Source organism: Nocardia sp. CDC153 (genome assembly GCF_035818515.1).
Taxonomy (GTDB): domain Bacteria; phylum Actinomycetota; class Actinomycetes; order Mycobacteriales; family Mycobacteriaceae; genus Nocardia.
The window spans coordinates 294,860-318,358 of sequence record NZ_JAYKYU010000003.1 but is presented as its reverse complement, the minus strand read 5'-3'; the positions used below and the strand labels follow the sequence as shown (position 1 = coordinate 318,358).

The following is a 23,499-nucleotide window of genomic DNA, read 5'->3' as shown; positions in this document are numbered from 1 at the left end:
GTCCCGGCGACTCAGGGCTGGGTCGCCGGACTTCACGGCTGGGTCGCCGGGCCGGGCTCGGCGACCACGCCCGGGTGCGTGCGCAGCAACGGGTGCTGGGGTAGGTGCCAGACCGTCGTGGGGGCCGGATCCAGTGCCAGATGGGTGGTTTCGCCCAGGGTCAGGGTCAGGGCCGGATGGGGCCAGGTGGCGGTGCGGCGTTCGAACAGGGCTCGGGAGGGGCCGGTGGCCTCGGGGCCCGCTATGCGGGAGAGGCGGAAGCCGGAGCGGCGGTAGTAGGCGTGGAGGTCCTCGTTGGTGGTCCAGGCGTCCAGGCGGACCCAGGAGCGGTGCTCGAGGCGGGCCAGGTGCGCGGCGTGGGCCAGCAGGGATTCGCCTATGCGGTTTCCGGCGAAGCGCAGGTCGACGATCATGTAGTGGATGATCACGGCGTCGGCGAGTTCGCCGGGGGACCAGAGATTCTCGTCGGCGCGGTCGTTGACGGTGATGGTGCCCGCCGCCTCGCCGTCGATCTCGGCGATCCAGGTCTCGCCATTGCGGACCGCGTGGGCCACGGACCGGACGAAGGTCTCGATGGGGAGACCCCGTCCGGCCCGGGTCCACTGGTCACTGCCGCGAGCGGCCAGCCAGCTCGTACGTTGCAGCCGGAACCGGGTGATGGTCCCTAGATCGGCGAGACAGGCCGGACGCAGGTGCGGAGTCATGGCGAGCCGGGTAGCAAGGAATTGCCGAAGGAATGGGAATTTCCGGGCGGGCAGGGCGAACCCAGGGTTTTACGAATAATGTCCGTTCCCTCGGCGTCGCCCAATTCGTATGCCAGCCGGTTGCGGGCAGCGGTGGAACGATGCCGTGTCACTCGGGTGACGCGTTCGTGGTTGGCCCCGATACGCAAATGATCGAGCAGAATCGTGCCGGGTCCGACACCCAGGAGCGCGGCCTCCTCGGCGGTGGCGGGCCGGGCGACGACCGTGTCGCGATGCGCGGTCTCGGCGAAACCGCGCTCCGCCAGCCGTCGCGTCGTGCCCTCCGGGATGTCGTGCGGAGCGTCGATTCCGGTGGCCTCGGCCAGATCTCGCGGATAGAAGCTGACCTCCCACGACCAGGGCTCGTTGTCCAGGTACTGCATGATCGTGCGGGACACCACCCACTCGTCGCGCTCCACCCCCAGCCAGTGTGCGACCTCCGCACTGGCAGGTTCCATTCTGGCACTGAACATTTTCGAAGGCTCGCGGCCGGCGGCGCGCGCGATCTCGGAGAAGATGTCCTGCGTCGCCTTCGGCCGATCCGGTCGAATATGGTTCGTCACAACCGATTCCAGGACTTCCTGGCTGCGCACGATGGTGCCCCGGGAAGTCGCTGTGTAGACCAGATTTTCGGCCACCAGAAGTTGAATTGCGTTGCGAGCCGTCGTTATCGAGACCTGCATCTGCTCGGCCAACTCATTGTGACTCGGTAGTCGATCGCCCGGTTCCCACTTGCCCGCGCGGATCTCCTCGCGGAGGAGGTCTGCGATCCGTTGATATCTCGGACCGTCCGCCATCTCGCTCCTCGGTTGTTGCTTCAAGGCTGTGAAGTCTACTCCGTGAGTACTACTGCCGTGTAAGGCTTGACAGCAGCATTCTGAGGTTTATTGTAATGAACGTCCTGAATGCGGTGTTGTTATACGTCGAAGAACGCGAGGCAACGTGGCAGGTTCGGAGACATCAAACACGGTCGTTGTGGCAATGCCCGACGTGTCTCCTTCGTATGCGGACATGGAGGCCCAGTCGCTGGCTTCCGGCCTATTACCGACCTCCGACCTACTCCTGCGCGCTTGTCGCGGTCACCGGGTCATTGGCGGACCCCTACTGTGGTTCGCCCACGATCTCGCGGTGCTGCACGAGCGGCGAGTGGTCGGACGAGGCGGGGTGGGGCCGGAGACGGACCCGACCTCGATCATCGAAAACAAGCGCCGCCGAATCGAATTGGTCATGGCCATTGACGATTGGATCGTGCGCTCGGTCCCCCAGCACCGCCTGGGCGCGACCCTGCACACCGAAACGGTCGGATCGGTCATCGACCGTCTCGCCGAGGCGTCGGTCCGCGCTCATCATGCGTTGATGACCCTTGACGCGAATGATGAAATGCTGCACGGCGCTTGGCACCATTTAGCTGAATTGTCCGACGCCTATGACGATCTCGTGCGGGATGTGCTCGCGGGTCGGCGTCGGCTGCCCGCCTGGTAAAGGCGAAACTCTGTCGGTCCGGGCCGTTCGGTGGCCCGGACCGTCATCTGTTTTGCCCGAGAATGTCGCGTTTATATCGCGCGCGATACCCACTAGATTATTTCGGCAAACGTGGAATCGCGTCGGCCAGAAGTTTTTCCGCTTTGCCGCAAGCGTCCGGTGAATTCGACAGATCGGACACGGTCAGTTTGATCTGTTCCGCATTGTCTTTTTCGGTGGGGCGTACCACAAAACCTAGATCGCAATCGTTCGCGGTACTCGCGCCCAGGACATATGCGGTGAACTCGCCGACCGGCCGGGTCTCGTAGACCCAGTCGCCGCGGTCGGGTCGCGACTCGTCGACCAGATCGACGCGCACCGAGCCGCCGTGGCCGATGGTGGCGCACGCGTGCGGACTGCGCTGATTGTCCACGGGATCACCGGTGATCTCGCGAATCATGCTGTCCGACAGGACCGCACACGGGTCCAGGCGCAGCACCGAATTCGGCGGCACCTGGCGCTGCGGCACGGCCTCGGTGAGCTGCTGCACGACCGCGGTCAGCGCCTGCTCGGCCGCCGTGCACGCCGCGCCCGGCTGTGCGGCGGGATCGAGCTGCTCGGCCGACATGCGCAGCGGCACCGCGCCGCCGGACTGCGTCACCACCGTCGTGTCGCACCTGTTGTCCGCGGGACCGGCGCTCAGGATCGGGGCCCGGCCCACCGTCTTGCCCGTCGGGGTCAGCTGATCCACGCCGATGGCGTGGTCGGGAATGTCGAAGGTGTAATGGACCTTTCGCTGGGTGGCGTCGAGCACCGTGGTGGCGCAGCCGCCCTCGGGCGCGGTCTGCGGGTCCTCGACGCGGGTGCCCAGCTTCCCGGCCACCGCCTTGTCCAGGACCGCGCAGAAGTCCAGCAGGCGCAACTCCGAGGCCTTCAGCTCCAATGACGGGTTGGTGCGCGGCTGGGCATGTCCTTCGGAGTGTGCGGACTGGCTCAATATGGCCACCGCGCCGCCCGCCACCAGCAGGCCCACCGCACCGGCGGCCGCCCAGACGATGGTGCGCCGCCGTCGACTGTCGATGCGCGCCAGCTGATCCCGGTACCGGGTCTCCTGCTCGCCGCTGGAGGCCCACCACTCGGCATCCACCCGGTGCGCCTCGATGAAATCCAGAACCTCTTGCGGCCAAGCCGATTCCACGGGAATCCGCTCGGCCTGCTCCAGCAGCTGGCGGGCCGAGGGGCGATGCGCGGGGTCGGGCGCCAGACATGATTCCACGAGTTTGCGGAGTGAATGCGGGACCGCCTGCAAATCCGGCGCAGCGGACGCGGATCCGGTGGCGGCCAGCACCAGCAGCATGCCGAGGGAGTAGATGTCGGCGGCGGAGGTCACCGGCTGGCCCTCGGCCTGCTCGGGAGCCCGGAACGGCGCGACGGCCGGATCTGCCGGGGTGCCCTCCGGATCGCGCGGATGGACGATGCCGAAATCGATGACGCGCGGGCCCGCGGCGGTGAGCAAGACATTGCCCGGCACCAGGTTTCGATGCACCAGCACCGCGCGATGCACATCGAGCAGGGTGGTGGCCAGGCCCGTCGCCAGCAGGCGCAGCCCGGAGGGCGGCAGCGGACCGCAGGCCGTGACCACCGTCGAGAGATCCGGGGCCGGAAGGTATTCGGTGGCCAGCCACGGCTGCGCGGCATCCAGATCGCTGTCCACCACGGCCGCGGTCGACGCATCGGTCAGCTGCCCGGCGGTCTCCAACTCCCGCTGGAAGCGCGCCCGGAATTCCAGATCCTCGATGTGGGATCGGGGAATTCGCTTGACCGCCACCAGCTTTCCGGTCGGCGTTCGCCCCAGCAGCACCCGGCCCATACCGCCGCGGCCGACCACGGCGATCATGTGATGCGGGCCGACCCACCGCGGATCATCGGGGAGCAGCGCCTTCATCGCGCACCCGCCGAGATCGCGTGCCGCGCGGCGGCCGGCTGCCGGATATCGGGGTCGTGGGCTTTACGCATCCAGGTGTACTCCGAGTCCTCGGGGTCGTCGGCCAGGGCGGTCACGCCACTGCCGGAAAAAGTGGTGCCGGGCAGCCGACTCGGCGGCCGATCGAAGTCGTGGCCACCTATTCCGGCCACGGACCATAGCCGGAACCTCAGACGCATGCGTTAACCCTCATCACCGCTGAACAGCGGGTTGCCAGCCATTCGTACCCGGCTCGCGCCGAACCGCGCAGCGCGAACCAGGCACAAATTAGCACCGGTTCGGTGCCGTGTCATGTGCGGGTGCGGGGGCTGAACTTCCTGCCGCCGAACGGGTTCGGTTCAGCCGCGGTAGCGGCGGGGATCGGCGGTGAAATCGTCGGCCACCGTGGCCGCCAATTCGACGTAGGCGCGTTTGGTCGGTTTGCTCAGGCGGTGCAGGTCGATCTCCGCGCCCTCGCCCAGGTGCGGGTCGTAGGGGATGATGTGGACGGCTCGGCAGCGCGAGAGGAAATAGTCGCGCAGCTGGTTGATTCCGACGTTCGGTGCGCCCGGGCGCGGGAGGTTGATGACCACCACGGCATTGCGGACCAGGTGGTCGTGGCCGTGCAGGGACAGCCAGTCCAGGGTGGCGGCGGCGCTGCGCGCGCCGTCGATGGCCGAGGACGAGATCAGCACCAGCGAATGCGCCAGATCCAGGACGCCCGCCATGGCCGAATGCATCAGGCCGGTACCGCAGTCGGTGAGGATGATGTTGTAGAAGCGCTGCAGAATACGGGCGACCGCGCGGTATTCCTCCTCGCTGAACGCCTCCGACGCCGCCGGATCGCGCTCACTGGCCAGCACTTCCAAACGGGAACTGCCCTGCGAGGTGTGGCGTCGCACATCCGAATACCGCTGAATGTGCTCGTCCAACAACAGATCACGCACCGTCGACCGGGTCTGCAAGGGCACGCGCTGCGACAGCGTGCCGAAGTCCGGATTCGCATCCACCGCGATCACGCGGTCACCGCGAATCGAGGCGAAGATCGAACCCAGCCCCATGGTGGTGGTCGTCTTGCCGACACCGCCCTTCAACGACAGCACCGCGATTCGGTAATCACCGCGCACGGGCTGGCGAATCCGCGCCACCAACTCCTGCAGTCGCCGCTCCTCGGCCGACATCCCCGGATTGATCGACCCACCGGAAAGGTGATGCACGGCCTTCCGCCACCCGGAGCCGGGAGCCTTCTTGGCCCGCCGCACCTGCACGTCATCCAGCGAAGGCCCGGACACCCCAGGCCCATTCGCCCCCCACTGCTGCCCGGGACCGCCGTAACCGGCCTGCCCGTACTGCCCGGCCGGCGCACCGTATTGCCCAGTCGGCGCACCATACTGCCCGGTGGGCGCACCATACTGCCCAGGCGCAGCTCCATAGGGACCGGCTTCACCCGGCTGCCCCTGAAGACCGAAGGCCTGCCCCGGACTCAACGGTCCATTCGAACCCTGTACCGGCCCACCGGGATAACCGCCGGGCTGCTCCGAACCCGGTGCCGCCCACGGGGACTGATTCGCGCCGCCGGATCCATACCCGGGCATACCCGAACCGGGCTGGCCCGCATCGCCGACCACCTGGGGGCTCTGACCATCCGGATACGCCGGAGCCTGCTCCTGTCCCGAGCCCGCCCCGGGGGCCTGCTGCCCCGCGCCGGGCCCGTCTTGGCCCGGCATGCCGACCAGCGGCTGCCCACCGGTATTCCACGGCGTCGGGCCACCGATTCCGGGCTGACCCGGCGCGGGCGTCGCGGGACCGCCCGGATAGGCGGCCTGCTCCTGCCCCGGCGCTGCCCACTGACCTTGACCGGCCGGGGGCACTTGCTGATTCGATGGGCCCCAAGGCATCTGGCCGGGCGCGCCGGTGGCGGGCGCTTGCCCGCCGAACTCGGGCGACCTCGGACCCCAGTGCGGTTGGGCGTTCGGCGTCTGGGGCTGGCCCGGAATGCCGTTCTGGCCCTGGGGCGGAGCGCTCGCGTGACGGGCGGTCAGCCCGGCGGCCGCCGCCTCCGACATGGGGGCGTTCGCCCAAGGATTCGCGTCCGCGTCGGTGGTGTCTGCGCTAGCGGCTGGCTGAGCCCACGGGTTCAGTTGTGGGGGAACGGCTCCCGCAGGTTGGCGCGGATCGGAACCAACCGGAGGCACCTGCGCATCGGGTGCGGTCGACCAACCGGGCACACCGGGGACGGGCGGGGCGGGCGGCACCCACGGACCCGGGGCCTGCGGACCCGACCCCTGCGGTCCGGGGACCTGCGGGATGGGGCCGGACCCCACCGGCGTGGTCGGTGCCGGGCCGCCGGGGTGGATATCCGAGGGCAGCGGTAGCGGGACGTCCGCGGCGCGGTGGCGACCCGGAGTCATCGGCTGGTCGAAATCGCCGTCCTCGTCAGGGTGCTCGCCTCGCGGGGCGTCCGCGGAGTCGGCTTCGGCATTGAGGGACTGGGGGTTCGGGCCGGTAAGTGCGCCGCCCAGACCGGCGAGCTCCGCGTCCAATAGTTCATGGGCAGCGGCCGTGGTGTTCGGGACCGGGGTGGCCTCGGACGGCGGCGTGGGCGAGGAGGGAATCGGTTCGCGCCGTGCCGGATCGACGGGGGAGATGATGCCGGAGCCGGTGGCGTCGAGTTCGCCCGGTGCCGGGGGCAGGAGCGGGTTCGAAATCTTGGTGGTGGCCGCGGCGGAGTCGCCGGCGGCGGTGGAGGTTTGGGCCGCGGCGTCGAGTTCGGCCGGCGACGGCGGCAGCGGGGGGCGCGCGGCGCGGAGGGCCGGATCGGCTGTCGCCGAATCGGATTCGCTCGGCGACGGGGGAAGCGGCATGTGCGTGGTCGGATCGGCCGGAGCCACCGGGGTGGGAGCGCCCGCCAAAGACGCGCCCGCCGACCGAATCTCGGCCTCGGCCGACCCGTGTCGTGGCGCGTCGGGCGAGGGCGGAATCGTCGGCTGCGCAAACCCCGGCCTGCTGTGCTGCGGCCGCACATGACCAGACTGGTCAGCCGCTTGACCAGGCACCGCAGGCGTGGGCGGCACAGTGAACGGGCTGGCCGCCGCGCCTTCGCCCCCTGAATGCTGGCTCTGCCGAGCAGCTTCCGGCTCGACCGGAGCCTGCGAGAACTGCCCACCGGTGGTTGGAGGCTGATCGAATCGTGGTCCAACCCCCTGCGGCGGTACCGGCGACTGCCCCGAAAACGGCTGTCCGCCATGCCCCTCGGGCTGCGCGGAGCCCTCCGGAGGCGCAGCGGTGAAGCCCGGCCCACTGGCCTGCGCGGGCGCCGGGCCCTGAACGCCAGGCTGCGCGGGACCGTCCGGGTGCGCTGGGGTAAAGCCCTGCCCATTGGGCTGCCCGGGCGAGAAGGTCTGTCCACCAGGATGTCCGGGGGCGGAGTTTTGGTGGTCGGGCTGGAAGGGCTGGCCGCCGGACTGCGAGGACGCGGGTCCTTGATTGGGCGGGGTGGATGCCGGGCCCTGATCGCCGGGTGCCAGGGCTTGGTCGTTCGGGTGGCCCGGGGTGAAACCTTGGTTGTTGGGCTGCGCGGGGTAGTTGGCCTGACCGGAGGCGGAGCTTTGGCCGTTGGTGGGTTGGGCAGGCCGTCCGTTGGTGGGGAGGGTGAAGTGGGTGCCGGGGTCGCGCTGGGGGATTGGGGTGCCCTGGCGGGGTGGGGTCCATTGGGGGGACTCGGGGGAGGGGGATGGATCCGGGTCCGGTGCGGCGGGTGGGGTGATGGGGTCGGGGACCGGGCCCTTGCGGGGGTTGCGGGTGCCGAAGAGGCGGCGGCCGCCCTTCTTCTTTTCGGGGATCACCTCGTCCTGGGGGAGGTTCTGGACGGGTGCCTCGTAACCGGTGTCGGTGACGTCACTCTCGGACAGCCAGGGCGGGAGCATGGGGAGGCCGTCGTTCTCGCGACTCACATCTACCCCCGGGGTGCTCGACCGATCTTGCTGGACAGGGCGTAGTTTAGCGAGCTTCGACAAGGCTGTGCCCATCGAGCTTCGACAAGGCTGTACATATGGGGCTACGGCAAGGCTGTGTCCGGCGGGTGGGTACGCGGATCGGAGTTCGCAGGTGATAGGGGCACGTCACAGCCCCCGTATTTGGCCGCATCTGGGGAAACGGGTAAGCTAGGCGGCTGGTGACTTACATAGTGGCTGTGGCATGCAGTTAATCGGATACTGCTTGATGCCGCTCCTGTGAGTATGTCACCGGGTTGGCCAGCATGCATCACGAACTTCTGCGCCGACCTGCCGTAATGAGCTTGAACCAACCAGGTTCAGCCTAACCGGGATCGCGGAGGATATGGCGAAGAAGGAAGGGGCCATCGAGGTCGAGGGCCGGGTTATCGAGCCGTTGCCCAATGCGATGTTCCGGATCGAGCTGGAGAACGGTCACAAGGTTCTGGCCCACATCAGCGGCAAGATGCGGCAGCACTACATTCGCATCCTGCCTGAAGATCGCGTCGTCGTTGAGTTGTCGCCTTACGACTTGACTCGCGGCCGCATCGTCTACCGCTACAAGTGAGTCACCCCGCGCGGGTGCGAGAGACTTCCGGGGCGCGAGTCCCGGGTTTTCCCCGGTCAAACCGGCCGGGGAAAAACTGTGTTCACGGCCAGTGAACACCAACCCAGATTGGATCTGACGTGAAGGTTCAGCCGTCCGTCAAGCCGATCTGCGAGAAGTGCAAGGTGATTCGCCGTCACGGGCGAGTCATGGTGATCTGCGAGAACCTGCGCCACAAGCAGCGTCAGGGCTGATCTCCGCCAAGCACCGAACGCAGTTCGGATTGGCAATTAGAAGCACTCCCAGCGCCAACCGCCGTCGCCGAGTCCCGTAGGGGACGGACGGCGGCCCACCCCCGGTACGGAGGCCGGGGCCCCACTCACGAGGGGACGGACAGGGAGCAGACCTCCGCAAAAGTAAGGAAACGCCAACCATGGCACGTCTGATGGGCGTCGACCTCCCGCGCGAAAAGCGCATGGAGATCGCACTGACCTACATCTTCGGCATCGGCCGGACCCGCGCCAAGGAGATCCTCGCGGAGACGGGCGTCAGCCCGGACCTGCGGTCCAAGGACCTCAGCGACGACGATCTGACCAAGCTCCGCGACTTCATCGAAGCGCAGGACTTCAAGGTCGAGGGTGACCTGCGCCGCGAGGTGCAGGCCGACATCCGTCGCAAGATCGAGATCGGCTGCTACCAGGGCATCCGCCACCGCCGTGGCCTGCCCGTGCGTGGCCAGCGGACCAAGACCAACGCCCGCACGCGCAAGGGTCCGAAGAAGACCGTCGCCGGCAAGAAGAAGTAGGGATAGCGCATGCCTCCGAAGAGCCGGGCCGCTGGCCCGAAGAAGACTCAGAAGTCGCGTCGCCGGGACAAGAAGAACGTCCCCCACGGCAACGCGCACATCAAGAGCACGTTCAACAACACGATCGTGTCCATCACCGACCCGCAGGGCAACGTCATCTCCTGGGCGTCCTCGGGCCACGTCGGTTTCAAGGGCTCGCGTAAGTCCACTCCGTTCGCCGCGCAGCTCGCTGCCGAGAACGCTGCCCGCAAGGCGCAGGAGCACGGCGTCAAGAAGGTCGACGTGTTCGTGAAGGGCCCGGGTTCGGGCCGTGAGACCGCGATCCGTTCGCTCCAGGCCGCGGGCCTGGAGGTCGGCACGATCTCCGATGTCACCCCGCAGCCGCACAACGGCTGCCGTCCGCCCAAGCGGCGTCGCGTCTAGCGGGAAAGGAAGAGTAGAAAAATGGCTCGTTACACCGGCCCTATCACCCGCAAGTCGCGTCGTCTGCGTGTCGACCTCGTTGGAGGCGACCAGGCGTTCGAGCGTCGTCCCTACCCGCCGGGCCAGCACGGCCGCGCGCGGATCAAGGAGTCCGAGTACCTGCTCCAGCTGCAGGAGAAGCAGAAGGCTCGCTTCTCCTACGGCGTGATGGAGAAGCAGTTCCGCCGCTACTACGAAGAGGCGAACCGCCAGAAGGGCAAGACCGGCGACAACCTGCTGCGTCTGCTCGAGACCCGGCTCGACAACGTCGTGTACCGCGCCGGTCTGGCCCGGACCCGTCGTCAGGCTCGTCAGCTCGTGTCGCACGGCCACTTCACCGTGAACGGTGTGAAGGTCGACGTTCCGTCGTTCCAGGTGTCGCAGTACGACATCATCGACATCAAGGAAAAGTCGGCCGGCACCCTGCCGTTCCAGGTCGCCCGCGAGACCCTCGGTGACCGTCCGGTCCCCGGCTGGCTGCAGGTCGTCCCGGGTCGCCTTCGCATCCTGGTGCACCAGCTCCCCGAGCGTGCGCAGATCGATGTTCCGCTCCAGGAACAGCTGATCGTCGAGTACTACTCGAAGTAATCAGGTAGCGCGTCAAGCGCACCGCTGGTTGTGGCCCTGTCGAATTCTTCAGGGCCGCAGCAGCTCCCAACACTGAGCGTCAAATAGTGGGCGCTCGAAGGAGGAAGAAATGCTGATTTCACAGCGACCGACGCTGACCGAAGAGGTCGTGTCCGAGAACCGGTCGCGGTTCACCATCGAACCGCTGGAGCCGGGCTTCGGCTACACCCTCGGCAACTCGCTGCGCCGCACCCTGCTCTCGAGCATCCCGGGTGCCGCGGTCACCAGCATCCGCATCGACGGCGTGCTGCACGAGTTCACCACCGTCCCGGGCGTGAAGGAAGATGTCACCGACATCATCCTGAACCTCAAGGGCCTGGTCGTGTCGTCCGAAGAGGACGAGCCGGTCACCATGTACGTGCGCAAGCAGGGCCCGGGCACCGTCACCGCCGGTGACATCGTCCCCCCGGCGGGCGTGACCGTGCACAACCCGGACATGCACATCGCCACCCTGAACGACAAGGGCAAGCTGGAGATCGAGCTCGTGGTCGAGCGCGGTCGCGGTTATGTCCCGGCCGTGCAGAACAAGGCGTCGGGTGCGGAAATCGGCCGGATTCCGGTTGACTCGATCTACTCGCCGGTTCTCAAGGTGACGTACAAGGTCGAGGCCACCCGTGTCGAGCAGCGCACCGACTTCGACCGGCTCATCCTGGATGTCGAGACCAAGAACTCGATCTCCGCGCGGGATGCGCTGGCGTCGGCGGGCAAGACCCTGGTCGAGCTGTTCGGTCTCGCGCGCGAGCTGAACGTCGAGGCCGAGGGCATCGAGATCGGCCCCTCGCCGGCCGAAGCGGACCACATCGCTTCGTTCGGTCTGCCGATCGAGGACCTGGATCTCACCGTGCGGTCGTACAACTGCCTCAAGCGTGAGGGCGTGCACACCGTCGGCGAGCTGGTCGCCCGCACCGAGTCGGACCTGCTGGACATCCGCAACTTCGGTCAGAAGTCCATCGACGAGGTCAAGGTCAAGCTGCACTCGCTCGGCCTGTCCCTCAAGGATTCTCCGGCTTCCTTCGATCCGTCCTCCGTCGTCGGCTACGACGCGGCCAGCGGCACCTGGAGCGACAGCGGTTCGTTCAGCGACACCGACAGCGGCGAGCAGGACTACGCCGAGACCGAACAGCTTTAGGTCATTCGGGGTGTAGCGCCCCGAATCGGCCTTCAACACAGGAGATTCAAACAATGCCCAAGCCCAAGAAGGGTGCCCGCTTCGGCGGGACGGCGTCGCACCAGAAGGCGATCTTCGCCAACCTGGCGACGGCGCTCTTCGAGCACGGTCGCATCACGACCACCGAGGCCAAGGCCAAGGCGCTGCGCCCCTACGCCGAGAAGCTTGTCACCAAGGCGAAGGGCGGCACCCTGGCCGACCGTCGCGAGGTCATGAAGGTGATCCGCTCCAAGGACGTCGTGCACGCCCTGTTCGCGGAGATCGGTCCCTCGTTCGAGGGCCGTGAGGGTGGCTACACCCGCATCATCAAGACCGTCCCCCGCAAGGGTGACAACGCGCCGATGGCGATCATCGAGCTGGTTCGCGAGAAGACCGTGACCAACGAGGCCGATCGTGCTCGCCGCGTCGCCGCTTCGCAGAAGGCCGCCGAGGCCCCGGCCGAAGCTGCCGAGGCTCCGGCTGCCGAGGTCGTCGAGGATGCCCCGGCCGCCGAGGACAAGGCTGCAGAATAATTTCTATGCCTGTGCTCCCCACTGCGTGGGGAGCACAGGCGAGGAAATTTACTCTCAGGTCGCTTGCGACCGAGGTGGAGATTCCATGAGTGAGCCCGCCGTCCCCTCCGGGTCGGCGGGCTTTCTCCATGTTAACCAGGAGATCGCTGTGACCGTAGAGGTTCCGACGCCCGAACCGGTTTCGATTCGGGTACGGCTGGACATCAGCTACGACGGCACCGATTTCACCGGCTGGGCGCGGCAGCCCGGCCTGCGCACCGTGCAGGGGGTGCTGGAGGAGGCGCTGAGCAAGGTGCAGCGCGAGCCCATCCAGCTGACCGTGGCCGGGCGCACCGATGCCGGGGTGCACGCGGAAGGGCAAGTGGCGCACTTCGATACGCACACCGAGGTGGACGGGCCCAAGCTGGTGCACCGCCTCGCGCGGTTTCTCCCGAAGGACGTGCGGGTCAAGCGAGCCCGGCTCGCCCCGCCCGAATTCGACGCGCGTTTCTCCGCGATTCGCCGCCACTACGCCTACCGCCTGACCACCGCCCCCTACGGCGCGGAACCGCTCCAGGCCCGCAGCGTCGTCCCGGTCCGTCCCGGCCTGGATGTGGACGCCATGCGCCAGGCCTCCCGAAACCTGTTGGGCCTGCACGATTTCGCCGCCTTCTGCCGCCGCCGCGAGGGCGCGACCACCATCCGCGAACTCCAGCGCTTCGACTGGGTCCAGGACGGTGACCTCCTCACCGCGTACGTCAGCGCCGACGCCTTCTGCTGGTCCATGGTCCGCAGTCTCGTCGGCGGCGTGCTCGCGGTCGGCGAGGGTCGCCGCACCCCCGCCTGGATCGCCGATTTGCTGAACGAACGCGAACGCTCCAGCTCCGTCACCGTGGCCCCCGCCCACGGCCTCTCCCTCACCGCCGTCGACTACCCCGCCGACGCCGACCTCGCCGCCCGCAACGCCCAAACCCGCGAAGTCCGCACCGTCCCCGAGTCCGACGGTTGCTGCGGCGACTGACCGCATACAACTGCTGAGCCGCATGGGGTTTCGTCCGGTCGTGGCCGAATACGTCTCAGGCGTGCGAAGTTTCGGTCGCCGCCGAATTGTCCTACCTTGCATCGCACCGGCTCGAACCTGAAACCGCGCTGGTCAGGGCGGGTGCACCGCGAAATCCATGCCGGTTGCCGAACATGGTTCAGGGGTGCGAAGTTTCGTTTACCGATGTTCTCGGGTGGGAGGCGGCGGAACCTCGGTGCATGAGCACATCGGGTCGCGGCCGCGGCGGTCGCAAACGTAAAGGCGGACGGGGTCTCGGGTGGCGGCCGATGCCCGACACCGGGGTCGAGGAGTTCGACTTGCGGCGATCGCTCGAGATCGCGCTGCGGGTGGCGGCGGATTTCGAAGGCGAGACCGATCCTTTTCGGGGCGAGTTTCTGGCCGCCGAGATGCTGACACCCGGATACTCCGAGGACAACGACATCGGTGAGCTGTTCGGCGCGTGGCACGTACTGATGCTCGAGATGCGGGCGACGCCGTCGGCATTGGGTTTGCTGCGCGGCATTTCGTGGCTCACCGGCGGCGAGTTGTCCCGCGCGGCACGGGTGGCGGCGGATCGGGTGCAGGCGAGCGGAGTGGCCGTGCCACCGTGGGCGGCGCGGTTGGACGAGCCGCTGCGACCGATCGAGTTCACCTGTTCCCGAGCCGCGGATCACGAGGTTCTCATGGGGAGTTTCGAGCGGGCGGGGGATATTCACGGATTCCTGGTTTGTGTCGGTCATCGGGACAAGGGGGTGGCGGATCAGATCGTGCTGTGCGGCGGGGACGAGTCGGCGGTGGAGCCGCAGCGGGGCGGGGCGGGACTGCCCGGGATTACGGAGCGGTTGGCGCCGCATCGGTTTCGGCGTCGACTCGAGTCCGCGCTCGATCGCCGGGCGCGCTTGGATCGCGCGGAGGCGGAGTTGGGGCTGGTCGTCGAGGCAGACCCGGATGCGGATCTGCCGCCGCACGCGGTGACGGCGACCGTGCTGCGGGCGCATCTGCGGGCGATTGCATCGAAGGGTTGAGGTCTCGCGGATCTCGGCGAGCGGATGCCGACGAGGCGATGGTGGGAATGGGTGTGCGGGGGTAATTGCGGGTGGGGTGGGCAATTGAAAGGGCATGTCCTTGATGGGGATTCAATGCGCAAGTTGCGGGCAATCGGTTAATTCGGGCGGGTGGGTGAAAGTTGGATGTTGTTAAGGGAATTGGGGGTTCGGGGTGGGGGTGGGGTGCGAGAATCGGGCGATGAGGGGCGGCGCCACGCCTGCGGTGGTGGAGGTTCGATCCATGCCGGAGGTTTCGCAGCAGGAGACATTCGAGGAGTGGGAAGCCGTGGTCGCCGCGGCCTATGTGCCACTGGTGGTGACTCCGGTACGGGCGGGGGAGTTTCGGGCGCGCATCGTGCAGTCGCGGTTCGAGGGGATCAATGTCTCGACGGTGACGGCCAGCGGTCAGCATTTGAGCCGAATCCCGCGGCTGATTCACGAACCCGAGGAACCGATCCTGTTCGCGAGCGTGACCACGCACGGGCACGGCTGGCTCGAACAGGACGGCCGGGTGGGCGAACTGGCCGACGGCGGGCTCACCCTGCACGTGAGTTCGCGTCCGTTCAGCGCGCATTTCGAGCAGTCCTGGGGCGTGGTGGCGGTGCAGGTGCCCCTCGCCGAGGTGGTGGTGGCCTCCGGGGTACCGGCGGAGCGGGTGCCGACGGCCGTACGGTTTCCACCCGAGGGCGCGGCCGGAATCGTGGGCCGGTTCTTCTGCGGCCTGGCGCAATTGCAGTACACCGCACCGGATCAGGCGGCGGAGCTGGCCCGGCACGGCACCGGACTGCTGGCCTCGGTGGTGCAGCTGGCGGCCGGTGATCTGCCGCGCGACGAACCCGCGCACGCCCTCGCCAAGCAGCAGGCCCTCGGATACATCCAGAGTCATTACGCCGACCCGGATCTCACCATCGATCAGGTGGCCACCGCGTGCTCGGTCTCCCGCCGCACCCTGTACCGCATGTTCGAGCACGGCGGGGACGGCGTGGCGGCCATGCTGCGGCGCATGCGGGTCGAGCGGGCGCTCGCGCTCATCCGCACCGATCCCACCCGCCCGCTGCTGTCGGTGGCGCGCGCCTCGGGCTTCGTGTCCGAGCGGCAGTTCTATCGGGCCTTCAAACGCGAAACCGGTATGACCCCTGGCGAATTCCGATCGCGTCATGCCTGATCAGAGGGTGAAAAGCCGGTGACCCGAATTGGCAGTCATCTGGCACGGGCGGGCAGTCACAGCGCGCGCGGAGATCGCAATACTGGGACACGCGCCGCCCGGTCGCCGCCTCGAGCCGCCGACGACCGGGCGTGCGGCCTCTTCCTTCGCCGTGTGATCGGCACCCTCGTTCCTGAGCATCCGGCGCGAAAAATCCGGGCAATTGGTCTGTTTCGTCGCATCCGTCGGCTTCATTCGCAGTTTGCCAGCGGCCAGGTAATGGAATGATGGCGGTGTGGGTATCGCGTCCACTGCCAGCGCCGAAGTATCGACCACCTCCGAGGTCTCCGCGCGGCAGGCATTCGAACAGTGGGAGGCGATCGTCGCCGACGCCGTGCTGCCGTCGATCATCGAACCGCTCGGCAAGGGCCACTGGCACGGCAAGGTCCGCAGCACCCAGGTCGATCGCACCAGCCTGACCCTGATGACGGCCAGCGCCCAGCGCCTGGTCCGCACCAAGCGCCAGCTCGAGCAGGCCGGAGCGGACTTCCTGCTGGTGAATATCGTTGTGGAGGGGGCGAACTGGACCGAGCAGAACGGCCGGCTCGCCGAGGGCGGGGCCGGAACCATCGCCTTCTACGACAGCGCCCGCCCGATCGAGAGCCGCACCACCGAGAACTCGGTGTCCACCATCGTGCGCGCGCCCATGTCGGCGGTGCTCGAACACGCCGGGCTCCTACGCGACGAACTACCGATTGCCAAGGCGATGCCGACCACCGGCGCCATGGGTGTGGTGGCGGACTTCTTCCGGGGCATGGCGGTCCTGCCGGTCAACGAAACCGACCGTGCGGCAAACGTACTGGAATCTCAGGTCACCTCCATGCTCTCCTCGGCGGTGCTGCTGGCCAACGGGCAGAGCTCGCCCGCCCCGGCCGATTCGCTGTACACCCGTCAGCAGGTGCTGGCGGTGCTGCGCAAGCGCTACACCGACCCGGACCTCACCGTCGACGAGGTGGCGCACGCCTGCCTGGTCTCGCGGCGCACGCTCTACCGGGTCTGCGAGGACATCGGCGGACCCGCGGCCCTGGTGCGCCGCATGCGCGTCGAGCACGCCCGCAGGCTGCTGCGCGCCGACCCGAATCGGCCGCTTTCGGCGATTGCCGCGGCCTCCGGGTTCGCGACCGATAGGCATTTCTACCGGGCATTTCGGCAGGAAACCGGCGTGACGCCCGGCCAATTCCGGTCCCAACTGGACGCAGGCACACGCGGTCGGTAGCTCGGCACGGTATGTCGCTGTTAGCGGCACGCGTTCGGCGAAGGGTGATTGCACAGATCATCCGATCCGTCGAAGGAGCCGAGGTGCCTACCAAGGTGCGAGTCGCAGCCGTCCAAGCCGAGCCGCGGTGGTTGGATCTGCGCGCCGGTGTCGCGCAGGCCATCGACCTGATCGAGGACGCGGCCGTCGGCGGTGCGCAGCTGGTGGCATTCCCGGAGACCTTCCTGCCCGGCTACCCGTGGTGGCTGTGGCTGGATTCGGTGAGCTGGGGCCAGGGCTTCTTCGCGCGCTATCGCACCAATTCGATGACGGTGGGCCGCACCGAGTTCCGTCGCATCGCCGATGCCGCACGCCGCCATCGGATTCATGTGCTGCTGGGGTTCAGCGAACGCTGTGGCAGCGCCCTGTACATGTCGCAGTGCCTCATCGACGACCGAGGGGTGCTGCTCGGAGTCCGTCGCAAGCCCGAGCTGACACCGCTGGAACACAAGATCTTCCGATGCGGTGAGCCCGGCGAGTCGCAGGTGTTCCGTACCGGCATCGGCCGCATCGCGGTGCAGGGCGGCTCCGAGCAGTTGCATCTCCCGGCGCGCCGCGAACTGGAGCTCACCGGGGCGCAGATCCACGTGGTGTCCTGGCCGGGCTTCATCGTGGCGCGCGACGTGGATTGGGGTGTGCGCGTCAACAATGCGGCCACGCTCTGGTACGCGGTGGTCGGGCAGCTGAACGTGATCGCGGCGTGCTCGGTGATGGACGTGGCGGGCAGCGAGAGCCGCCACGGCAGCGAGCCCGCCAAGCAGCTGGTGCGCGGTCCGGGCGGGCACGCGCGCATCTTCGCCCCGGGCGGTGAGGAATTGGCGTCGCCGCTGGGCGGTCACGAACAGGGTTTGCTGTACGCGGATCTGGAGCTGGACCTCAGCTTCGAGTCGGCCGCGTAGTGGTACCAGGCGTACCGATTCGTGCATTGGCTCACTATGGCTCGATCTGACACACTCTCCCCACGTATTCGGCTGTCCATGAGGCCGAGCATTGTCATCGAGGACGGGGAGTGGACGCGTCAGGAGCGGTCGATCGCATCGAGGTGCGATCGGGACCGGAGCAGTCGTCGGCGGAGGCATTCGAGCGTTGGGAAGCCCAGGTGAACGCCGCGTATGTGCCGCTGGCTGTCTCGCCAAAACCGACTGGTCGCTTTCATGGGTATATCGAACACGCGCGATATGACGAACTAGATCTGTCCGTGATCGGTTCCGTGCCGCAGGTCATCGCGCGCACCGCGCCGCTGATCAGCCGCACCAACGATGAGTATCTGCTGGCCAGCATTCCGACCATGGGCGTGGCGCGACTGCATCAGGACGGCCGGATCGCCGATGTCGGGCCGGGCGGAATTACGTTCTACGACAGCACCCGTCCCTATCACTGGGATGCGCGGGGGGAGTTCGAACAGGTCGTCGTGCAGGTGCCGCTGAGTCGATTGCGTGATCGCTACGGCTTGGAGAATCGGGAGATTCCCACCGCGACAATATTTTCCAGCGATACCGCGCCGGGAATCGTGGCCCAATTCTTTCGCGGCGTGGCGGGATTGCAGCGCACCGATCCCACCGGGGCGGCATTGCTGGCCGAGCCGGGAATGGATCTGCTGGCCGCCGCCGTGGTCGCCGCGTCCGGGCGTACCCCGCGTGACCAGTCCGCGGACGCGCTGAATCGGCAACGCGTGCTGGCGTTCATGCGCAACAATTGCGCCGATCCCGATCTCGGGGTGGATCGAATCGCCGAAGGCTGTCGGATGTCGCGGCGTACGCTCTACCGCGTGTTCGGCGAGTTCGAGGGCGGGCCCGGAACGGTGTTGCGGCGCATGCGAATCGAACGTGCTTGCGATCTGTTGCGGAATGCGCCACAGTTGCCGCTATCGGCGGTCGCGAAAGCGTCGGGATTCCTCACGGAGCGGAGTTTCTACCGAAGCTTCCGATTGGAAATGGGGACAACTCCGGGGGCATTTCGCGCATTGGCATGATCAGTCGGTGATTCGGCACTCGTCGCCATTGTTCGGCCGGAAACTCTTGGCAAGCATCACGTTCCATGAGGGATAAGCGATGAGGATTACGGTGCGAGTCGCCGCCGTCCAGGCCGAACCCAGCTGGCTGCGGCTGTCCGACGGCGTCGAGCAGGTCGTCGAACTGATCGAAACGGCAGCCACGCGCGGTGCCCGGTTGATCGCATTCCCGGAGGCGTTTCTCCCGGGATATCCGTGGTGGCGGTGGATCGATACCAATCAGTGGAATGTCGAGTATTCGACTCGATGCCGCGAGAATTCGATGACGCGGGATGGCGCGGAAATGCGGGCGATCACCGAAACCGCTGCCGCGCACGGCATTCACGTCGTGCTCGGATTCGGAGAGCGGCAGGATCGGCGAATCTATCTGTCACAGGCCGTGATCGACGATTCCGGAGAGTTGCTGTCGGTACGCCGCAAGGCCGGTTTGAACAGCGTGGAACGCAAGATATTCGCCTCGGGAACGCCGAATCTGCCCGCGGTGCATCACACGCCGATCGGCAAGTACGGCGCGTTGTCGGGGCAGGAGAATCAGCGTCCGCTGCTCACCCGCGCGCTGCGGGCCGACGAGGAGCAGATCCACGTGGCCGCCTGGCCCGCCAGCCCGGAGGGCGATGTGCCCGGCCCGGATTCGAGCGCCACGGTCTGCCGCATGTACGCCCTGGAGGTCGGCGCGTACGTCCTCGCGCCCACCGCCGTCGTCGGCGAGGCCGCCTGGGGCGGCATGCCCCGCCCGCGCACCACCGGACCGACCGGTCGCGCCCGCATCTACGGTGCAGACGGCTCGGAAGTGGTGACCTCCCTCGACGAGGGCGCGCAGGGAATCCTCTACGCCGACTTGGACATCGGCGCGGCCACCGCCGACCCGCCGTGCGAATCCCCCCGCGCCACCCGCAAGGACCGCACCCCCGCCACCGCCCGCCGCAACGCCCGCCGCGCCGCCACCGGCTGGCAATCGGGCCCCGACCGCTGGGCCCTCCCCATGACGATCAGGGCCTACCCAGGCGGCACCGCCGCCTGCTGAGCCCCGCGGGCCGCGCCCGCAGATAGTTTCACGCCCCGGCAAGGTGCTGCGGCTCGGCAGCGTCTCCACTCGGCGGAGGGGCCCAACGTCATCCCGGCGTGCTTTTGGCCGGGATTGCCACCGGCCAGCGTGGATTCCGGCCAAGAGCGCGCCGAAATGACGGGGCGAGTCGCCGGGCGTGCGGGGGCTGGGGCCAGTTGCTTGGCGTGCCGGGTGGTTCGGGCTGGGGGCTTGAAAGGGGTTTCAGGGGAAGTCCCTGGGAGTTTCGAGAGTTGTCAGCTTCGCACGAGGCGGGCGATGGCGTCGGTGGCCTCTTTGATCTTGGCTTCGGCTTCGGGGCCGCCTGCCACCGCCGCGTCGACGACGCAGTGGCTGATGTGGTCCTCGAGCAGGCCCATGGCGACGGCCTGGAGGGCCTTGGTCATGGCGGAGACCTGGGTGAGGATGTCGATGCAGTACTTCTCTTCCTCGACCATGCGCTGCAGGCCGCGGGCCTGGCCCTCGATGCGGCGCAGGCGCTTGAGGTAGTCGTCCTTGGCGGTGATGTAGCCGTGGGTGGCGTGGTCGTGGCAGGACTGGTCGGCGGTGGTCTCTGCGGCGGCGGTCTTGTCGGTGGTCACCTGCGCTGTCCTCACTCCCGGGGTGCAATACCCCCCTAGGGTACATGGTTTGCCCTGGTAGTACCACTCATGCGCGCATGCGCAAGAATCGTGGCCATGAGTTCGGATCCACGGGCATCGCTCGCCATTATCGGAGGCAGCGGGTTCTACGACTTCTTCGGCGATGACGCCGTCACCGTCGAGGTCGAGACCCCCTTCGGCGCGCCCAGCGCGCCCATCACCATCGGCCAGGTGGAGGGGCGTGCGGTCGCGTTCCTGCCGCGGCACGGTCGCAAGCACGAGTTCTCCCCGCACACCGTGCCGTATCGCGCGAACATGTGGGCGCTGCGGTCGCTGGGCGTGCGTCGCATCTTCGGCCCGTGTGCGGTGGGCAGCCTGCGTGCCGACTGGGGTCCGGGCACCGTGGCCGTGCCGGACCAGCTGGTGGACCGCACCTCCGGTCGCGCCCAGACCTTCTACGACACCGGCGGCGTGCACGTCTCCTTCGCCGACCCGTACTGCGACGAGCTGCGTTCGGCCGCAATCGCTTCCGTGGGCGACGAGCTGCCCTCGCACGACTACGGCACCATGGTCGTGGTGGAGGGCCCGCGCTTCTCCACCCGCGCCGAGAGCCGCTGGTTCGCCGGACAGGGTTGGGAGCTGGTCAATATGACCGGGCACCCGGAGGCCGTGCTCGCCCGCGAGCTCGAAATGTGCTACTCCGCAATCGCTCTGGTGACCGACCTGGATGCCGGGCTGGAGTCCGGTGAGGGCGTCAGCGCCGCCGCCGTCTTCGCCGAATTCGAGCGCAACCTGGTGCCCTTCAAGGCCCTGGTCCGCCGCGCCGTCGCCGCCGTCGAGGGCGACGACACCTGCGACAAGTGCCGAGTCCTCACCGGCACCGGCGTGCAACTGCCCTTCGAGCTCCCCTGATTCTGGGATCCGACCGGACCGCCGCCCGAGCGACCGGGGCACATCGTTGTGCCCCGCGGTGCGTCGTTGCACCTGCTCGCGGCGGCATTCCCGGGATTGTGTGGATCGCCCGGAATGTCCATCACCCAATAGGTATTCGGGTTACGGACCGCGCTGGACGTGAGCGGTCGGCGGCGGTCGAATAGGCTGGGGGCATGAGTGCGGGCGGTTCCGAGCCCCTGCGCGTGCTGTTGACCGGCGCGGCGGGGTATCTGGGCTCGCATGTGCATCGGGCCCTGCTGGCCGCCGGGCACGAGGTGATCGCCATCGATGCGCTGCTCGCCACCGTTCACGGTCCGGATCCGGTGCTGCCCGAGGATGTTTCCCGCGTCGATCTGCGTGACCCCGACGCGTTGGAGCCCCTGCTCGGGGACGTCGACGTGGTCTGCCACCTGGCCGCCGCGGTACCCATGCCGCACCTGCGCGATCCGGGTCGGCCACCGCCGTCGAGCGGTCTGAATCCGGCTCTGCAGCAGCATCTTCCCGCGGCCCGGCGGCCTCGCGACGAAGCCTCGACTCCAGCGCGCGGCGTGGCCGAGACCGCCGCGGGCGACGGGCACGGGGCGGGCCCCTGTGTGCGCGGGTCCGGTCGGCCGGACCCGGAGGCGGGGCGGCGGGCGGCCGAACGGCAGCGCCGGGCGGGGGAGGCCCTGCGGTTCGGGGCCGAGGGGATGCGGTCGGCGGCGCTGTACGCCTCGCACAATGACGCGGGGACGGCGACGCTGCTGGCCGCGATGGAGCGGGCGGCGGTGCCGCGGCTGGTGCTGGGATCGTCGGTGGCCGTGTACGGCGAGGGCCGCTATCGCGGCCAGCACAGCGGGCCGTTCTATCCGGGCCTGCGGCGGCGGAGCGATCTGGATCGGGGCATGTACGACCATCGCGCGCCCCGGTCGGGCGAGGTGCTCACCTGGGAGCCGGTGCTCGAGGACGCGCCCCTGCGGCCCCGAAGCGCCTACGCGGCAAGCAAAGTCGCCCAGGAGCACTACGCGCTGGCATGGGTGGCCAATACCGGCGGGGATGCCGCGGTGTTGAGATACCACCACCTGTACGGCGATCCGGTGGCCGACGGGCGGCACGTGCGATCGGCGGAATCCGGTGTGGTGGCGCGTTTCCGGGCCGAATTGCGGGCGGGTCGGCAGCTGCGCGTCTTCGAAGACGGCGGGCAGGTAAGGGATTTCGTGCATGTCCGGGACGCGGCGGTGGCGACGGTGGCGGCGGTGGAGCGCCCGCTGGCCGGATTCGTGCCCTTGAACATCGCCTCGGGGCGTCCGCTCACCCTGTGGGAGGTGGCCGCCACCATGGCCAAGGCCGTGGACGGCCCGAGTCCGCTGGTCACCGGTCAGTGCCGGATCACCGACATCCGGCATATGGTGGCGAACCCGGAACGGGCGCGCCATGCCCTGGATTTCACCGCGCGCACCCCGCCCGCCCAGGGGCTGACCGACTACGCGGCGGCGCGCGGGATCGGACGACGCTGAAGCGCAGCCGATAGGCTCGCGGACATGGACACTGCGCTCCGGCCCGAGGCCACACCGCTCCGGCTCGAGGTGATAGTCGCCAGTGTGCGGCCCAAGCGGTTCGCACCCGTGGTCGCCGACTGGTTTCTGCGGCAGGCGCGCGCCGACGGGGAGTTCGAGGTGGGGGTCATCGACCTCATCGACACGCCGCTGCCGCTGGATCTCACCGAGAACGACGAGGTGCGCGCCTTTCAGCAGCGCATCGACGCCGCCGACGCCTTCGTGGCGGTGACCTCGGAGTACAACCACGGCTATCCGGCCTCGCTGAAGACCGCCTTCGACAGCGTCAAACGTGAATGGCGCGGCAAGCCCATCGGATTCGTCAGCTACGGGGGACTCTCCGGCGGGCTGCGGGCTGTCGAACAGCTGCGGCAGGTGGTGGCCGAGATCCACATGGTCTCGATTCGCGAGACCGTCAGCTTCCACGAGGCCAAACGCAAGTTCGACGCCGACGGTGAAACCCACGACGGCGCGGCCATCGACGCCTCGGCCCGCATGCTGCGCCAATTGGCCTGGTGGGCAACGGCGCTGCGCGCGGCCCGCACGGCGGAGCCGTATCCGGGAAGCTGA

24 protein-coding genes are annotated in these 23,499 nt (G+C 68.1%); 18 read left to right on the top strand and 6 right to left on the bottom strand.

Going from position 1 to position 23,499, the window contains the following annotated elements; genetic code table 11:
* Positions 1–32: 32 nt before the first annotated feature.
* Positions 33–704 carry a GNAT family N-acetyltransferase gene (locus VMT65_RS18265; protein ID WP_326309478.1) on the bottom strand — a complete coding sequence of 224 codons (672 nt, stop codon included), beginning with the start codon at positions 702–704 and terminating at the stop codon, positions 33–35.
* The gene (locus tag VMT65_RS18260) at positions 701–1,540 is read right to left on the bottom strand and encodes a GntR family transcriptional regulator (protein ID WP_326309477.1); all 840 of its coding nucleotides are present in this window, start codon (positions 1,538–1,540) and stop codon (positions 701–703) included. The genes VMT65_RS18265 and VMT65_RS18260 overlap by 4 nt, the downstream gene beginning before the upstream one ends.
* A 331-nt stretch (positions 1,541–1,871) precedes the next feature.
* On the opposite strand from VMT65_RS18260, the gene VMT65_RS18255 reads away from it, so the two are divergent.
* The gene (locus tag VMT65_RS18255; protein WP_326309476.1) at positions 1,872–2,225 is read left to right on the top strand and encodes a DUF4254 domain-containing protein; all 354 of its coding nucleotides are present in this window, start codon (positions 1,872–1,874) and stop codon (positions 2,223–2,225) included.
* Positions 2,226–2,322: 97 nt separating this feature from the next.
* Here the strand turns inward: VMT65_RS18255 and VMT65_RS18250 are convergent, their stop codons facing one another.
* The 3 genes from VMT65_RS18250 to VMT65_RS18240 all read right to left on the bottom strand — a co-directional run bounded on the left by VMT65_RS18250 (position 2,323) and on the right by VMT65_RS18240 (position 8,120).
* Positions 2,323–4,149, bottom strand: a complete 1,827-nt coding sequence (locus tag VMT65_RS18250; protein ID WP_326309475.1) for a serine/threonine-protein kinase — start codon at positions 4,147–4,149, stop codon at positions 2,323–2,325.
* Positions 4,146–4,367: a hypothetical protein gene (locus tag VMT65_RS18245; protein WP_326309474.1), complete on the bottom strand. Its 222-nt coding sequence runs from the start codon at positions 4,365–4,367 to the stop codon at positions 4,146–4,148. Before VMT65_RS18245 ends, VMT65_RS18250 begins: the two co-directional genes overlap by 4 nt.
* 159 nt (positions 4,368–4,526) lie before the next feature.
* Positions 4,527–8,120 carry a nucleotide-binding protein gene (locus VMT65_RS18240; RefSeq protein WP_326309473.1) on the bottom strand — a complete coding sequence of 1,198 codons (3,594 nt, stop codon included), beginning with the start codon at positions 8,118–8,120 and terminating at the stop codon, positions 4,527–4,529.
* A gap of 385 nt (positions 8,121–8,505) precedes the next feature.
* On the opposite strand from VMT65_RS18240, the gene infA reads away from it, so the two are divergent.
* The 14 genes from infA (at position 8,506) to VMT65_RS18170 (ending at position 19,841) form a co-directional block, all read left to right on the top strand.
* The gene (gene infA, locus VMT65_RS18235) at positions 8,506–8,727 is read left to right on the top strand and encodes a translation initiation factor IF-1 (protein ID WP_040804562.1); all 222 of its coding nucleotides are present in this window, start codon (positions 8,506–8,508) and stop codon (positions 8,725–8,727) included.
* A 119-nt stretch (positions 8,728–8,846) separates the two neighbouring features.
* Positions 8,847–8,960: a 50S ribosomal protein L36 gene (gene rpmJ, locus VMT65_RS18230; RefSeq protein ID WP_033085975.1), complete on the top strand. Its 114-nt coding sequence runs from the start codon at positions 8,847–8,849 to the stop codon at positions 8,958–8,960.
* A 179-nt stretch (positions 8,961–9,139) separates the two neighbouring features.
* On the top strand, positions 9,140–9,511 hold the full coding sequence (gene rpsM, locus VMT65_RS18225; RefSeq protein ID WP_326309472.1) for a 30S ribosomal protein S13: 372 nt from the start codon (positions 9,140–9,142) through the stop codon (positions 9,509–9,511).
* Positions 9,512–9,520: 9 nt separating this feature from the next.
* Positions 9,521–9,934 (top strand): 30S ribosomal protein S11, encoded by a 414-nt coding sequence (gene rpsK / locus VMT65_RS18220; protein WP_029923717.1) that lies wholly within the window; start codon positions 9,521–9,523, stop codon positions 9,932–9,934.
* Positions 9,935–9,955: 21 nt separating this feature from the next.
* Positions 9,956–10,561 (top strand): 30S ribosomal protein S4, encoded by a 606-nt coding sequence (rpsD, locus tag VMT65_RS18215; RefSeq protein ID WP_326309471.1) that lies wholly within the window; start codon positions 9,956–9,958, stop codon positions 10,559–10,561.
* 109 nt (positions 10,562–10,670) lie between these two features.
* Positions 10,671–11,729, top strand: a complete 1,059-nt coding sequence (locus VMT65_RS18210; RefSeq protein WP_029923719.1) for a DNA-directed RNA polymerase subunit alpha — start codon at positions 10,671–10,673, stop codon at positions 11,727–11,729.
* A gap of 53 nt (positions 11,730–11,782) precedes the next feature.
* The gene (gene rplQ, locus VMT65_RS18205; protein WP_326309470.1) at positions 11,783–12,280 is read left to right on the top strand and encodes a 50S ribosomal protein L17; all 498 of its coding nucleotides are present in this window, start codon (positions 11,783–11,785) and stop codon (positions 12,278–12,280) included.
* An 85-nt stretch (positions 12,281–12,365) separates the two neighbouring features.
* Positions 12,366–13,280: a tRNA pseudouridine(38-40) synthase TruA gene (gene truA / locus VMT65_RS18200; RefSeq protein ID WP_326309469.1), complete on the top strand. Its 915-nt coding sequence runs from the start codon at positions 12,366–12,368 to the stop codon at positions 13,278–13,280.
* 308 nt (positions 13,281–13,588) lie between these two features.
* On the top strand, positions 13,589–14,326 hold the full coding sequence (locus tag VMT65_RS18195; protein ID WP_326309468.1) for a hypothetical protein: 738 nt from the start codon (positions 13,589–13,591) through the stop codon (positions 14,324–14,326).
* A 262-nt stretch (positions 14,327–14,588) separates the two neighbouring features.
* Positions 14,589–15,512 (top strand): helix-turn-helix domain-containing protein, encoded by a 924-nt coding sequence (locus tag VMT65_RS18190; RefSeq protein WP_326309467.1) that lies wholly within the window; start codon positions 14,589–14,591, stop codon positions 15,510–15,512.
* A 274-nt stretch (positions 15,513–15,786) separates the two neighbouring features.
* Positions 15,787–16,767, top strand: coding sequence for an AraC family transcriptional regulator (locus VMT65_RS18185; RefSeq protein WP_326309466.1), 981 nt, complete (start codon positions 15,787–15,789; stop codon positions 16,765–16,767).
* A gap of 83 nt (positions 16,768–16,850) precedes the next feature.
* Positions 16,851–17,705, top strand: coding sequence for a nitrilase-related carbon-nitrogen hydrolase (locus VMT65_RS18180; protein WP_326309465.1), 855 nt, complete (start codon positions 16,851–16,853; stop codon positions 17,703–17,705).
* A gap of 110 nt (positions 17,706–17,815) precedes the next feature.
* Entirely contained in the window at positions 17,816–18,778 is a 963-nt protein-coding gene (locus VMT65_RS18175) for a helix-turn-helix domain-containing protein (protein WP_326309464.1), read from the top strand.
* Between the two features lie 79 nt (positions 18,779–18,857).
* Positions 18,858–19,841: a nitrilase-related carbon-nitrogen hydrolase gene (locus VMT65_RS18170; RefSeq protein ID WP_326309463.1), complete on the top strand. Its 984-nt coding sequence runs from the start codon at positions 18,858–18,860 to the stop codon at positions 19,839–19,841.
* Positions 19,842–20,116: 275 nt separating this feature from the next.
* Here VMT65_RS18170 and VMT65_RS18165 read toward each other — a convergent pair whose 3' ends face one another.
* Positions 20,117–20,461: a metal-sensitive transcriptional regulator gene (locus VMT65_RS18165; RefSeq protein ID WP_326309462.1), complete on the bottom strand. Its 345-nt coding sequence runs from the start codon at positions 20,459–20,461 to the stop codon at positions 20,117–20,119.
* A gap of 96 nt (positions 20,462–20,557) precedes the next feature.
* Here VMT65_RS18165 and VMT65_RS18160 point away from each other — a divergent pair, with 96 nt between their 5' ends.
* The 3 genes from VMT65_RS18160 to VMT65_RS18150 all read left to right on the top strand — a co-directional run bounded on the left by VMT65_RS18160 (position 20,558) and on the right by VMT65_RS18150 (position 23,499).
* On the top strand, positions 20,558–21,373 hold the full coding sequence (locus tag VMT65_RS18160; protein ID WP_326309461.1) for an S-methyl-5'-thioadenosine phosphorylase: 816 nt from the start codon (positions 20,558–20,560) through the stop codon (positions 21,371–21,373).
* A 218-nt stretch (positions 21,374–21,591) separates the two neighbouring features.
* On the top strand, positions 21,592–22,890 hold the full coding sequence (locus VMT65_RS18155) for an NAD-dependent epimerase/dehydratase family protein (RefSeq protein ID WP_326310293.1): 1,299 nt from the start codon (positions 21,592–21,594) through the stop codon (positions 22,888–22,890).
* Between the two features lie 24 nt (positions 22,891–22,914).
* Positions 22,915–23,499: an NADPH-dependent FMN reductase gene (locus VMT65_RS18150; protein WP_326309460.1), complete on the top strand. Its 585-nt coding sequence runs from the start codon at positions 22,915–22,917 to the stop codon at positions 23,497–23,499.

Bases quoted from the DNA above. Each gene is read 5' to 3' on its own strand.
- VMT65_RS18265 (WP_326309478.1), bottom strand. From the start codon at position 704: ATGACTCCGCACCTGCGTCCGGCCTGTCTCGCCGATCTAGGGACCATC.
- VMT65_RS18260 (WP_326309477.1), bottom strand. From the start codon at position 1,540: ATGGCGGACGGTCCGAGATATCAACGGATCGCAGACCTCCTCCGCGAG.
- VMT65_RS18250 (WP_326309475.1), bottom strand. From the start codon at position 4,149: ATGAAGGCGCTGCTCCCCGATGATCCGCGGTGGGTCGGCCCGCATCAC.
- VMT65_RS18245 (WP_326309474.1), bottom strand. From the start codon at position 4,367: ATGCGTCTGAGGTTCCGGCTATGGTCCGTGGCCGGAATAGGTGGCCAC.
- infA (WP_040804562.1), top strand. From the start codon at position 8,506: ATGGCGAAGAAGGAAGGGGCCATCGAGGTCGAGGGCCGGGTTATCGAG.
- rpsM (WP_326309472.1), top strand. From the start codon at position 9,140: ATGGCACGTCTGATGGGCGTCGACCTCCCGCGCGAAAAGCGCATGGAG.
- rpsK (WP_029923717.1), top strand. From the start codon at position 9,521: ATGCCTCCGAAGAGCCGGGCCGCTGGCCCGAAGAAGACTCAGAAGTCG.
- rpsD (WP_326309471.1), top strand. From the start codon at position 9,956: ATGGCTCGTTACACCGGCCCTATCACCCGCAAGTCGCGTCGTCTGCGT.
- VMT65_RS18210 (WP_029923719.1), top strand. From the start codon at position 10,671: ATGCTGATTTCACAGCGACCGACGCTGACCGAAGAGGTCGTGTCCGAG.
- rplQ (WP_326309470.1), top strand. From the start codon at position 11,783: ATGCCCAAGCCCAAGAAGGGTGCCCGCTTCGGCGGGACGGCGTCGCAC.
- truA (WP_326309469.1), top strand. From the start codon at position 12,366: ATGAGTGAGCCCGCCGTCCCCTCCGGGTCGGCGGGCTTTCTCCATGTT.
- VMT65_RS18195 (WP_326309468.1), top strand. From the start codon at position 13,589: ATGCCCGACACCGGGGTCGAGGAGTTCGACTTGCGGCGATCGCTCGAG.
- VMT65_RS18190 (WP_326309467.1), top strand. From the start codon at position 14,589: ATGCCGGAGGTTTCGCAGCAGGAGACATTCGAGGAGTGGGAAGCCGTG.
- VMT65_RS18170 (WP_326309463.1), top strand. From the start codon at position 18,858: ATGAGGATTACGGTGCGAGTCGCCGCCGTCCAGGCCGAACCCAGCTGG.
- VMT65_RS18160 (WP_326309461.1), top strand. From the start codon at position 20,558: ATGAGTTCGGATCCACGGGCATCGCTCGCCATTATCGGAGGCAGCGGG.
- VMT65_RS18150 (WP_326309460.1), top strand. From the start codon at position 22,915: ATGGACACTGCGCTCCGGCCCGAGGCCACACCGCTCCGGCTCGAGGTG.